This is a genomic window from Pseudomonas sp. MYb541 (assembly GCF_037479595.1).
Taxonomy (GTDB): Bacteria; Pseudomonadota; Gammaproteobacteria; order Pseudomonadales; family Pseudomonadaceae; genus Aquipseudomonas; species Aquipseudomonas canadensis.
The window spans coordinates 1-12,637 of the sequence record NZ_JBBGYS010000047.1 but is presented as its reverse complement, the minus strand read 5'-3'; the positions used below and the strand labels follow the sequence as shown (position 1 = coordinate 12,637).

The window sequence follows — 12,637 nt, the reverse complement described above, 5'->3', positions numbered from 1 at the left end:
GCTGGTTTCGAGGGGGAAACACGTGAGACAGAAAAAGCTTCATCCCTGGCCGGTTCGCCTCACCCACTGGCTCAACGCCGCCTGCATGGTCTGCATGTTCATGAGCGGTTGGGCCATTTACAACGCCTCGCCACTGTTCGGCTTCAGGTTTCCAGTGTCGGTAACCGTGGGCGGGTGGTTGGGTGGGGCGCTGGCCTGGCACTTTGCATTCATGTGGCTGCTGCTGATCAACGGCGCAATCTATGTGCTGTATGGCGTCGTCAGTCGCCATTTCAAACGTGAGTTGCTGCCCATTGGGCTTGTCGCATTGAAGCGTGATTTTACGGACGCTTTGCGCTTCCGGCTCGTGCATGAAAAGGGTGTCTATAACGCTGTGCAGCGCCTGATGTACTGGATGGTGCTGGCAGCAGGCGCACTCGTCGTCATTTCGGGTGTGGCGATCTGGAAACCCATTCAACTTCAAGAGCTGGTCGCGCTACTGGGCGGCTATGACGTCGCTCGCTACGTACATTTTGCGGCGATGGCGGTAATTGCTGCATTCGTCGTGATTCATCTTGGGTTGGTAATGCTGGTACCCAAAACCCTGCTGCCAATGATTTCAGGTGGGGTGCGGTCGCTTGATATCAGGAGAAATGGCCATGACTGAATCCAGAAAAGGAACTGTTCAGCGCGTCAGGCTTGAACCTGCGCAACAGCTTGAGTTGGAGAATATCCAGCGCCGGCATTTCCTTCGTGCCGGCTTGACCGTGGGTGCGATGTCGATGCTGACCGGCTGCAACCTGCAGGACGGCGATCAGGTTGACAAGGTCCTTTGGGCCATGTCGCGCTGGAACGATAGGGTCCAGGCATGGCTGTTCAGCGGACAGAAACTGGCGCCGACCTTCACCCGCGCGCAGATCACTACGCCATTTCCGTTCAACGCATTCTATGGCCAGGACGATATCCCTGAAGTGGACCTCGCCAGTTACTCGCTCGCCGTCTCCGGCCGGGTCAGGGACAAGGCTCCATGGACACTCGAAAGCTTGCGCAAACTGCCGCAACGTAGCGATATCACCCGTTTGATCTGTGTTGAAGGTTGGAGCGCCATAGGACAATGGGGAGGTGTACCGCTCAAAACCTTTCTGGAACACATCGGTGCCGATACCACAGCGAAATTCGTCGGTTTCAAATGTGCTGATCGCTATTACTCCAGTCTGGACATGCCGACGGCCTTGCACCCACAGACACTGCTGGCGCTGGATTACGCTGATGTCGCGTTGCCGCCCGAGTACGGCTATCCGCTGCGGGTTCGAGTACCCACCAAATTGGGCTTCAAAAACCCCAAGCATGTTGTCGAGATTTTCGTGAGCAACGACAACCCGGGCGGGTATTGGGAAGACCAGGGATACAACTGGTTCAGCGGGATCTGATGGCGCAAAAACTGAACAGCCACGCCAGGAATGCTGGCGAGACTCATGACACCAGACCTGATATGAGGCGTCCCCATGACCTATATATCTGCGGTACCGCCAGCTTCATCAGTGTTACCGACTTCAGAAAACAAGAAGCGGGCAACGACCCATAGTGCAGATTTCCAATCCCAATTGCAGGCTCAGTCCAGATCACCTGTGCAGGAGCCGGATACAACCCGCGCTCATCTGTTATCGGAATCGACCACAAACCTGTCATGCCGGCCGGAGATGCGAGCGCTGCTTCAATTGTTGCCATGGCGAAGGAACGCCGACGGTTCTTTCAGCAGACCGGGCCGATCAGTGCCAGGTACGCGAGCCAGTGGCTTGGATATTGCGGACTTCAACTTTCCTGATCGAAACATTCTGGATAGCAGTGAGATTATCAAACACACCTGCGGAAATGAGGAGGGTAGACGGCCCTACTCAAAGTCCTTTGATGAGCGAATCGTGTGTACTTTCAATGGCGAGGAAAGCGAATTCTCTTCTGATGTGATCTGCAAAGAGGGATTGAATGCGTTCGCTACCGCAGTGGCTCTTTCCCCGATAACCCTCACCTGGTTACCGATTGAGATTGTTAGAGCACCGCTACGGTCGCCTGGCGTACGGATTTTTCGCCGTCGCAAGTCCTCTTCAGTCGAGAGCCACCTTCTCGACAAGTCAATTTCAGAGTAAGGGCGTTAAACGGGCGGATCTCGATAGCTCTTTCGCCGCGGGGCTAGTATTTCTATCGAGAAAGCAGCTACGCCAATGCGCGTCTTTATTTATTAGTGGTCTGTCGTTCGCTTACTGGCCGGGGTTTCTAGAGTGGCGAATGCGGTTTTATGAGGCTGAGTCCCAGTGACCCGATTGGACGCCGTTCTGGCACGTGAGTTAGCTTTCGTATCCGTTTATATTTTGGGCTCCACAACCATGACTGATCGTCAGATCATTGTTCCAGATGGCATGAGATTGCTCTGCGAGCATGCTGGTTATGCACCAGCTGTAAAGGTAGGAAAGACTCTTTACTGCGCTGGTCAGGTAGGCCGGACGCCGGAATTATCAGTTATCGAAGACCCAGAGCAGCAGTTTTTGGCAGCTTGGGAAAATCTCCGGCTCGTCTTGGAAGCCGGCGGGTGCGAATTTGAAGATGTCGTCGAAATGACAACTTATCACGTCGATATGCACCGCCACATGCCAATTTTTAGACGCGTGAAGGATAAAGTCTTTCCTCGGAGTACTTGTGCATGGACATGCATAGGTGTCGGTGAACTGGCTCGCCCCGGCCTTCTCGTGGAGATCAAATGCATCGCCGTAGAGCGATAGCTTTTCTGATAGGCCCCTGAATATACAAATCCTGGATGGGTGTTTATCTATGCGGCAGCAGATGTGACACTTCACTCGCCCGTTGTGTCGGCAGGCACGCCATCCGCACGTTCCCACGCCTACTGGCGACGGGCAAGACAGGATTGTTTGAAACTCAGTGTGATGACACGAAGGGCGACGGGGTTGTCGGTGCCGGCAACGTATAAGCCTGCTTCATCCGCGCCACCTCCGCTATTGGCGTGCGTCCGAAGAGGCGCTTGAAATCGCGGCTAAATTGCGAAGCACTTTCATAACCCACCAGAAATGCCGACTTGGCCGCTGTCAGGTCGTTACGCAGCATCAGTAATCGCGCTTGATGCAACCGCGTCGACTTGAGGTACTGCATAGGCGAGGAATCGGTCACCTTGCGAAAATGCAGATGAAAGTTAGGCACGCTCATCTGCGCTTCCTGGGCGAGGATTTCTACATCCAGATGCTCGTGGTAACAGCGGTGGATTTTGTGAATGGCGCGCGTCACCTTGCCGAACTGACCCTGCTGGGCGATAGCCGCGCGTAGGGTACTGCCTTGTTCGCCAATGAGAATGCGGTAGTAGAGTTCGCGCAACATCGCTGGTCCGAGGATTTGCGCGTCGGTGCAGTCGCCCATGACTTCCAGAAAACGCAGGGTCGACTGGCGCAGCGGTTCGTCCATGGGCGAGGCGTACATACCCATAGGCTGAGCCACGCGGATGTTCCATACCTCATCTACCTGCTGAATCAGCTCGCCGGCCAGATTGAAATCCAGACGTATGTACACCGCCAGCATTGGCTCCGCCTCGCTAGCGTCGGTCTCCATTGTAAAAGGCACTGGCACTGACACCACCAGATAATGCTGGGCGTCATAGATGTAAATTTCATCACCCAGATAGCCGCGTTTCTGCCCCTGACAGAGGATGACGATGCCCGGCTCATATAGAACCGGGGTGCGCTTCAGCGGCCGGTTGGAACGCAGAAAACGCACATCATCCAGCGGACTCAGGTTGTAACCCTCCAGCGGTGCAAGCTGGCCCATCAACTGCACCATACGCGCAGTGCTCGGGTCCTTGGATTTCGGCATCGATTGTACGTTCTCCACTTTTATGCTCAGCCGTCCGTGGAACAGCTCAGCGCTTCCCATTGCTCAATACTCTCCGCCGTCCGCTGCAGCTTGTCACGCACCAGAGCCAGGGCGTCGCTGCCCAGCAGCAGTTGAGCCGGCGGATTAGGGCTGGTGATAATAGTCATCATGGCGCGTGCGGCTTTCTGCGGGTCGCCCAGTTGAAGGCCGCTTTTTTCCTCACGGGCTTTTCGCACCGGGTCGAAAGTCGCATCGTAGTCACTGATGCTGCGCGGCGTACGCTGCATCGAACGACCTGCCCAGTCCGTTCGGAAAGACCCCGGCGCCACGGCCGTTACAAAAATATTGAAGGGCGCAAGCTCTTTGTTCAACGTATCAGAGATGCCCTCCAGGGCAAATTTGCTGCCGCAGTAGTAAGCAATACCTGGCATGGTGATATAGCCACCCATGGACGTGATATTGAGGATACGTCCCGCCCGCCGCTGGCGAAAAAAGGGCACAAACGCCTTGGTCATCGCCACCGCGCCGAATACATTGACGTCGAACTGACGGCGCATTTCCTCCAGCGACGACTCCTCGAAAACCCCTTCGTGGCCATAACCCGCGTTGTTAACCAGCACGTCCACCGGGCCATACTGACCCTCAATAGCGGCGACGACGGCGTCGATGGCATTAAAGTGGGTAACGTCCAGCACCACGCCATGGGCTCTCTCAGGCAAGAGCGCCTGGAACGTTGCCAGAGAGGATTCGCTGCGAACAGTGCCGATCACTCGATGGCCCTGAGCGAGAGCTTCCTTAGCCAGGGCCTGGCCAAAGCCGCTACTAACGCCCGTGATAAAAATGGTTTTTTCTGCACGCATGGGGCGCACTCCTGAATATATAAGGTCAGGCTATGCTAGGGCGGAGAGTGGCTGGGAACTATGCCTGATTCGATTTTAGTATTGCCTGATTCTATCGGAGTGCTCGGTGAGCAACCTGAAATCTGCTGGCAAAAAACGAGGCCAAAGGAAGAAAAAAGACGGGCTTATTTACCTGCTCTAATGTCTGCTTCGTGTCGCAAGTCGTTTTTCGGTAACGCTGATGTGCATGCGGTCTGGCCGAAGGTGTCGCACCTGCGCTCCAAGGTTTTCGCATTGGCAGTAAAGGCTGCGCGCGCAGTTAATCGCCGAACAGATCGAACATCAGGTGCCTGAACCATTTATTGACGGGGCGCGGTTGTATTTGCTGGGCCAGAATAAATTGATGGCGATTTCGGTGAGGCAACGGGACTGGCGGGCTTGCAAATGAATGGATCTCCATGCCCATGAAAAGCCAGAAATGCTCAGCTAAACAGCCTGCCAGACGAAGCCTAAAGGCTCTCAGGGGCGCCAAAAAACATCTGAATCCGCGACCTTAACCACCGCTCCCCCGGGTCATTATCCTGCGACCCACGCCACGCCATATGCAGCTCAAAGCTACGCACTGGCAACGGCGGATCTTCTGCTCGCAAGCCACCGGCTGAGGTCAGCGCCTCGGCCGCATAGTCCGGCACGGTCGCCAGAATATCCGTGCCTGCCAGCAAGGTACCCAACCCGTTGAACTGCGGCACGGCCAATACGACGTGGCGTTTGCGGTCGAGTTTTTCCAGTTCTTCGTCAATAAACCCGCTCAAGTCACCGGCAAACGACACCAGCGCATGGGGGCGGGCGCAGAAGTCGTCGAGGCTGAGGGAGCCCGGCACGCTGTCGGCGCGCAGCAGTTTCGGCAGGCTGCGGCGCAGTACTTTGCGCTTGGCGTTGGCCGGGAGGTCGGCGGTGTAGCTGACGCCGATGGAGATCTCGCCGGAGGCCAGCAGGCCCGGCATCAGGATGTAGTTGACGCGGCGCACCACCAGCACAATGCCGGGGGCTTCGGCGCGCAGGCGTTTGAGCAGTTGCGGCAGCAGGGCGAATTCAACGTCGTCGGACAGGCCGATGCGGAACACGGCGGTGCTGGTGGCCGGGTCGAACTCGGCGGCGCGACTGACAGCGGTGGAAATGGAGTCCAGAGCCGGAGAGAGCAGGGCAAAGATTTCTACCGCCCGGGCCGATGGCTCCATGCTGCGGCCGGTGCGCACGAACAGGGGGTCATCAAACAGCCCGCGCAGGCGTGACAACGCCGCGCTGATGGCCGGCTGCCCGAGGAACAATTTCTCGGCCGCGCGGGTCACGCTGCGCTCATGCATCAAGGTTTCGAATACGATCAAGAGGTTAAGGTCGACACGACGCAGGTCGTTACGGTTCATCTTGTGTCCTGGAAGAGTCAGCAAACTTGACGAGAGCGACCATATGTAAACAATGGCCGGCATGAATCTTACGGGGAAAGGCTGGTACTCTGCACAGGATAATTGAGTTTTCCTACGATAGCTGAGGTCTATTCCTCACATGCGGAATCAATGACAGGCATGTCGACTATTAATGGCGACCGGTGGTCTTACCCACAAAGCCCAGATAGAGTTCATGGCATTAGAGGTTACTTTGACGAGGTTTGCGATGTCCCGCACGATCCGTTTTCACAAGTTTGGTCCGGCCGAGGTGCTCAAATGCGAAGAGCATGCAGCCGCGCAGCCCGCACCGGGCGAAGTGCAGGTGCGTGTCGAAGCGATTGGCATCAGCTGGTATGACATTCTGTGGCGCCAGAACCTGGCGTCTTCCCATGCACGCTTGCCGTCCGGCCTTGGCCATGAGATGGCCGGAGTCGTGGTCGCTGTCGGCGATGGCGTGGATGATTTGGCAGTGGGCGACAAGGTGGCCAGTTTTCCGGCCGAGAGCCCTAATGATTACCCGGTGTATGGCGAACAGATCGTCCTGCCTCGTTCGGCCCTGACCCGTTATCCGGATGTCTTGAGCCCTATCGAGGCCAGCGTGCACTACACGCCGTTGCTGATTGCCTACTTTGCCTACGTGGATCTGGCACGGGTCAAGCCTGGGCAATTTGCGCTGGTGACTGATGCCAGCCACTGCGCCGGCCCTTCCTTTGTACAACTGGGCAAAGCCCTGGGTGTACGAGTGATTGCCGCCACCAAAGACAGCGATGAGCGTGAATACCTGCTATCCCTGGGTGCGGAAAAGGTCATCGTCACCGAAGAGCAGGACCTGCTGATGCAAATCAACAAGTTCACCGACAACCGTGGAGTTGACGTGGTGTTCGACGGTTTGGGCGGCCCGCAGATGTCGCTGCTCGGTGATGTCCTCGCACCGCGTGGCAGCCTGGTGCTGTACGGCTTGCAGGGCGGCAACCAGACGCCATTTCCGGCCTGTGCAGCGTTCCAGAAGAACATTCAGTTCTTTGTGCACTGTATCGGCAATTTCACCGGCAAGCCTGAGCTGGGCATTATCCAGGACCAGGTCGCCTTGCAGCGAGCGCTCCGGGATATCAACCAACTGACCGCCGACCGTGTGCTGGTACCGCTGAAAACCACGGTGTTTCCGTTCAATCAGTTCGTGGAAGCACACCGTTACATGGATGAATGCCCTTGCCGCGAACGCGTTGCGTTGCAGGTTGAAGCTGTTTAGGGTGTAGGAATATTCTCAAAAAGGGTGTTTCTTACACCTGTCATAGGTGGCAAAAGCGCCATTTGACGGGAGTGAAACGGTGGTCCCGTCAGCAGCCAGACTGGCACGTTAACCCCTAAAACCTGATCTTTTCACTGACGCCGCCCTGAATTCCAGTGCGGCGTCTTTGTATGCGCGTGTTTTACAGGTCTGTTGTTATTCATCTGCACTGGTTTTCGGCAGCGTTCTGTATCTATTAATCATTATTCCAGCACTGATAATTGCGCCTTCACTTTCATCTCAAGGATTGAGCAATGATTGAATATCCAATGATGCTGTTGCGAGTTGAAACTGATCTCGCGGAAAGCGCAGGACGCCAGGCGGATACAGGTGCTTATGTAAAGCCTCAACAAAACAAGTTGGAAAGTTGGCTGCGGTTATTTGTAAGACGCTTCCCTGAGTGGTTGCCAAGATGGGTGTAAGAATTTGTCGGAAATATCCTAGGATCACAATCCTGCTTGTCATAGGCCAGTACGCACGGCGCTTTTGGCGCTTGCAGGGCGTAACGCTAATACGACGGGACTGATGTCATATTGTTGTGTGGTGCTAGTGTTTGGTCATTAGCGCGCAGAGCTGCGCGCGAATTTTTTACACGCGTTATAGGTCGAGCAAATACTGCAAGCAGTTGCTTGAAACTAATATCCAAACTCAGGTAATAGAACGATGAGCATTATTCACGAACAGGCTATGACTTATGTTTATCAGCAAGTGCTACAACGCTTGATCGGGCACTTTACTCGTCAAGAACGTACGGCACTCCAGTTGTTGGTCCAGCGAATCGTGGTGGCGGCAGGCGGCATGCAGCAAGTAGGGGGTTACAAAGTGCTGGTGGCCCACGGCGGCGGCAAAGTGAGTAGCTACACATTGGCCTTGCTGCGAGCCGCTCAATTGACCATCGCTGGCCGAGCCCCGCGAACTTTTCAGTTGCGGGTTGCGACATTGCGGCATTCAGGAATGACCGAGGGCATGCTTGAGGATATTAATCAGGGCTACGGTCGGCTGTTTCTCCACGATGATCCAAGGGTTGAGCTGCTGATGGTGGAAAACCAGGAAGTTTTGCCCTTCAATCATCTGCGGCCCGCATCTAACTTGGGACGAGAAATCAGCCAGCGCAATATGTTGATGGTCGGCCACCTGAGTTCTGGCGACTGCCGCGCCACGTTGTGCAGTGATACCTACCTGGCGCTTGGGGATTTCTACCAGCGCGTCACCTCCTGGAATGGCGGAGTGCATGCGTTGGTCAGCGGTGACTCGCCACGCAAGCAGGCCCAGCTTCTCGCCTGGCTCAAGAACACAGTGCTCGGTGCGGGTATTGCGATACCGGAGATTTGGCCGTCGTCGCTCACCGGGCTGTTCGCACGCATGGACGAAATGAGTACCGATTATTACCGTGATCTATACGCAGACCATTATGTGCCGAGTGAAAACCCCAGCAAGGCAAGCCATCGTCACTTGGCGTACATCGGTATCGCCGATTTACTGGACGATGTAGACCTGCCATCCTCGTCCATGCTCAACGTGTTCATGGCCTTCACGCCTGCCCCGCAGGGTTTTCACTTCAGCCATCCCACCTATTCGAACCCGCAGTTGATGGCACACCTGCGTGGGCTGCAGGCCCAATGCCTGCGTGACCTGGAATATGAGGAAGGGGTGCAGGGTTTTATCCAGCAAGCTGCACAATACATGCCCGAGGCATTGCTCACGCAGATGAACGCCAGTGAAGGGCGCATCCTGTCGAGCACCTACGCCCAGCAGTACTTTGGCTTGGACGAGACTCAGTTGGTTTGCCTGCTGTTTTCCCCGTTTATCCATCATGGTGAACGGCTGGAAGGCTTTTTGCGACAATGTCACCCAGGCATGCTGGTGGCCTTGCCGGAAATGCACAAAGTCCTGCAGGGCAAGCCGTCTGCCGACATGCTGCAACAATGGCTTACCGATACCAGCGGTTTACCCATGCCTTTGTTGCAGCAACTCTATCGCAAACGTCCGTCAGGCTACTCGAGTGGCAAACTGCGCAGTGCTGGCGCCATGGCCCATGGCAGCGCGCAAGCCTGTCAATCGTCCGGGCGATGACGCTGCGCGGAGAACGACAGGCGGATTTCGCGTATCAGGCGGTCTATCGCTACATGATCAACCTGATCAACGAAGTCAGTACCGACGCACGGGTAAAACTGCCCTCCCTGCGGCAATTGGCAGGACGCTTGAACGTGTCGATCTCGACGGTTCAGTATGCCTACGCGTTGCTTGAAAAAGAGGGCAGGGTCTATTCGGTAGCCAAATCCGGTTATTACGCCTGGCCACTCTCCACAAATCCGCTGGCAGGCGCCAGCGGTGACCTGCTTGACCGACTCTACGCAGCGGCGCGGCGCCCCGGCATGGTGGTGCTCAGCGGAGATGAGCCCGCGCTGCTGGCTTCGCTGGATGGCACCCTGTTGCGTCTGGAGCGTGAGCTGGTCCGCCAGTATCCGCAACATCCGCAACCCTGGTCTCAGCCTTGCGGTGTCTGGGAGCTGCGCGCAGCGTTGGCGGCGCGCTACACGTCGTCGCCGACCCGCTGCTGGCAGGCCGACGATGTTTACATCGGTGCCGACTTGCGCGGTGTACTGGACATCCTCATTGAAGTCTTGGGCTTGAGGGGGACGTCGGTGATTGTGGAATCGCCTTGCGATTGGCTGGTCCTGCGCCTGCTTCAGGATGCTGGCGTGCATATTGTCGAGCTGCCCTGGACGCCGGAAGGACGACTGGATCTGGTAAATCTTGATCAGTTGTTATGTGCCAAGTCGGTGCATCTAGTGGTGCTGTCATCAAGGGTCAGCGTGCCGGCTGGCGTTTCAATGCCGCCCCAAGATCGCCTGGCCATTGCGCAAATGCTGGAGCAGCACGGCTGCTGGCTGCTGGAAAACGACACCTTTGGCGAGTTGGGTTTCGACGAGCCACAGACCGCATTGCGCGAGCTGGTGAACCCTGAACGGCTGATAGTGTTTTCCTCGTTCGAGAAAGTGTTGGGTTCGGAGGCGCCCTATGGCTATCTACTGTCTCGGCGTATGAACAGCGAATTGCAGCGTCATTTCCTGTTGCGCTGCTTTCGTTTGTCGCCGATCCGCCAGCGCGCCATTGCGCGCCTTTATCACAGTGGGCGAATCGACCAGCACCTGCGTGGACTACGCCTTCTATTGCGCCAGCAGGCGGACGAAATGTGCGAGCGTCTGGATCGGCATCTGGGAGACCAATTGACCTACCGTGCGCCCGCTGCCGGCGCAGCGTTCTGGCTGGCCTCCACGAGGACAGTGGATATGCGCCAGGTGTTCCAGCGGTTACTTTCCCAGCAAGTGGTGATTGCCCCCGGCGAACTGTTCAGCGTCAACGGCCTGCATCAGCAGCATTTGCGCCTGAGCCATACTTTTCAGTCGCAACCGGACCTGGATATTGTCCTGATGGCGCTAAGCGAAGCGTTGCGTCAGGCCCAGTTGGGATAAATGCGTGAAGTTTCTCTGGCTATTGTAGGATCGATTACATCGCGCAGCAGTCCAACTCCCAGTAAACTGCCGTTTTATCCTGAATCCTTCTTTCCGAGGTTTATGCATGACAATCAGTCCTTTTGCGGGCAAGCCGGCGCCAGCTCAACTGCTGGTGGATATCCCGCGACTGGTCACGGCCTACTACACGGGCCAGCCTGATGCAGCAATCTCCACTCAGCGCGTAGCGTTCGGTACTTCTGGGCACCGTGGCAGCTCGTTTGAATTGAGCTTCAACGAATGGCACGTGCTCGCCATCAGCCAGGCCATCTGCCTGTACCGCGAAGCGCAGGGCATCAACGGCCCGTTGTTCGTCGGTCTGGACACCCACGCGCTGTCGACACCTGCCGGTGCCAGTGCCTTGGAAGTCCTGGCGGCCAATGGCGTGCATGTGATGTTGGCCGAAGGCGACGAATACACGCCAACGCCTGCTATTTCCCACGCCATCATCTGCTACAACCGTGGGCGCACCACCGGCCTGGCCGACGGCATTGTTATCACCCCGTCGCACAACCCGCCGCAGAGTGGCGGCTATAAATACAACCCTCCCAATGGCGGACCGGCTGATACTCACGTCACCAAGTGGATCGAAGCCAAGGCCAACGAACTGCTGGCCAACAAACTGGCTGGGGTCAAACGCATCACCCACGCCCAGGCGCTCAAGGCCGACACCACCCACCGCCATGACTACCTCAACAGCTATGTGGCTGACCTGATCAATGTGATCGACATGGACGCCATCCGCAGCGCCGACCTGCGCCTGGGCGTGGATCCGCTGGGCGGAGCAGGGGTCCGCTACTGGTCGGCGATTGCCGAGCATTACCGCCTGAACCTGGACGTGGTGAATACTGAAGTCGACTCCACCTTCCGTTTCATGAGCGTCGACTGGGATGGCCAGATCCGCATGGACCCTTCTTCCAGCTACGCCATGCAAGGCCTGATCGGTCTTAAGGAACGTTTCGACGTAGCCTTCGCCTGTGACCCGGATCACGACCGCCACGGCATCGTCACCCCGTCCGGTGGCTTGCTTGCGCCCAACAACTACCTGGCGGTGTCCATCGACTACCTGTTCCAGAACCGTCCTGACTGGCGCGCAGACGCCGCCGTGGGCAAGACCGTCGTCAGCAGCGGCTTGATCGATCGCGTCGCTGCACGTATGGGTCGTCGTCTGTATGAAGTGCCCGTAGGCTTCAAGTGGTTTGCTGATGGCTTGTTCGAAGGCTCGTTGGGCTTTGGTGGCGAAGAAAGCGCCGGCGCTTCGTTCCTGCGCAAGGACGGCACTGTATGGAGTACTGACAAGGATGGCCTGATCCCGGCGCTGCTGGCTGCAGAAATGACTTCACGCACAGGCCAGGACCCAAGCCAGATCTACCGCGGCCTGACGGATGCCCTGGGCGAGCCGTTCGCGATTCGTGTGGATGCCAAGGCCACTCCGGCGCAGAAAGCCTTGCTGGGCAAGTTGTCGCCGGACCAGGTGACCTCTACCGAATTGGCCGGGGAAAGCATCCAGCAGATTCTCAGTCACGCGCCGGGCAACAACCAGGCGATCGGCGGGTTGAAGGTGATGACCGAAAACGGTTGGTTCGCCGCACGGCCATCGGGCACCGAGGATATCTACAAGATCTACGCCGAGAGCTTTATCGGTGAGGATCACCTCAAGCAATTGGTGGAAGAGGCGCAGGTGCTGGTAGACGGTGCTAT

At 56.9% G+C, this 12,637-nt stretch carries 11 protein-coding genes; 8 read left to right on the top strand and 3 right to left on the bottom strand.

Annotated elements, in window-relative coordinates; translation table 11 throughout:
• Nucleotides 1-22: 22 nt before the first annotated feature.
• The 3 genes from WH299_RS24415 to WH299_RS24405 all read left to right on the top strand — a co-directional run bounded on the left by WH299_RS24415 (nt 23) and on the right by WH299_RS24405 (nt 2,753).
• Nucleotides 23-646 (top strand): cytochrome b/b6 domain-containing protein, encoded by a 624-nt coding sequence (locus tag WH299_RS24415; protein WP_056859945.1) that lies wholly within the window; start codon nt 23-25, stop codon nt 644-646.
• Nucleotides 639-1,409, top strand: a complete 771-nt coding sequence (locus WH299_RS24410; protein ID WP_056859946.1) for a molybdopterin-dependent oxidoreductase — start codon at nt 639-641, stop codon at nt 1,407-1,409. The genes WH299_RS24415 and WH299_RS24410 overlap by 8 nt, the downstream gene beginning before the upstream one ends.
• A gap of 951 nt (nt 1,410-2,360) precedes the next feature.
• A complete protein-coding gene (locus WH299_RS24405; RefSeq protein ID WP_339551518.1) occupies nt 2,361-2,753 on the top strand; it encodes a RidA family protein in 393 nt (130 codons plus the stop codon).
• A 154-nt stretch (nt 2,754-2,907) separates the two neighbouring features.
• Here WH299_RS24405 and WH299_RS24400 read toward each other — a convergent pair whose 3' ends face one another.
• The 3 genes from WH299_RS24400 to WH299_RS24390 all read right to left on the bottom strand — a co-directional run bounded on the left by WH299_RS24400 (nt 2,908) and on the right by WH299_RS24390 (nt 6,112).
• Nucleotides 2,908-3,849 (bottom strand): AraC family transcriptional regulator, encoded by a 942-nt coding sequence (locus tag WH299_RS24400; protein WP_339551516.1) that lies wholly within the window; start codon nt 3,847-3,849, stop codon nt 2,908-2,910.
• A gap of 26 nt (nt 3,850-3,875) precedes the next feature.
• Nucleotides 3,876-4,709, bottom strand: coding sequence for an oxidoreductase (locus tag WH299_RS24395; RefSeq protein WP_058426034.1), 834 nt, complete (start codon nt 4,707-4,709; stop codon nt 3,876-3,878).
• Nucleotides 4,710-5,197: 488 nt separating this feature from the next.
• Nucleotides 5,198-6,112, bottom strand: a complete 915-nt coding sequence (locus tag WH299_RS24390) for a LysR substrate-binding domain-containing protein (protein WP_122685129.1) — start codon at nt 6,110-6,112, stop codon at nt 5,198-5,200.
• A gap of 247 nt (nt 6,113-6,359) precedes the next feature.
• Here WH299_RS24390 and WH299_RS24385 point away from each other — a divergent pair, with 247 nt between their 5' ends.
• The 5 genes from WH299_RS24385 to pgm all read left to right on the top strand — a co-directional run.
• Nucleotides 6,360-7,382 (top strand): zinc-dependent alcohol dehydrogenase family protein, encoded by a 1,023-nt coding sequence (locus WH299_RS24385; protein ID WP_025854663.1) that lies wholly within the window; start codon nt 6,360-6,362, stop codon nt 7,380-7,382.
• 293 nt (nt 7,383-7,675) lie between these two features.
• Nucleotides 7,676-7,843 (top strand): hypothetical protein, encoded by a 168-nt coding sequence (locus WH299_RS24380; RefSeq protein ID WP_323623588.1) that lies wholly within the window; start codon nt 7,676-7,678, stop codon nt 7,841-7,843.
• A gap of 241 nt (nt 7,844-8,084) precedes the next feature.
• Nucleotides 8,085-9,494 (top strand): hypothetical protein, encoded by a 1,410-nt coding sequence (locus WH299_RS24375; protein WP_339551515.1) that lies wholly within the window; start codon nt 8,085-8,087, stop codon nt 9,492-9,494.
• A complete protein-coding gene (locus WH299_RS24370; protein ID WP_122726933.1) occupies nt 9,491-10,897 on the top strand; it encodes an aminotransferase-like domain-containing protein in 1,407 nt (468 codons plus the stop codon). The genes WH299_RS24375 and WH299_RS24370 overlap by 4 nt, the downstream gene beginning before the upstream one ends.
• A gap of 106 nt (nt 10,898-11,003) precedes the next feature.
• Nucleotides 11,004-12,637 (top strand): phosphoglucomutase (alpha-D-glucose-1,6-bisphosphate-dependent) (pgm, locus tag WH299_RS24365; RefSeq protein WP_339551514.1); only part of this gene is annotated, 1,634 nt, incomplete at its 3' end.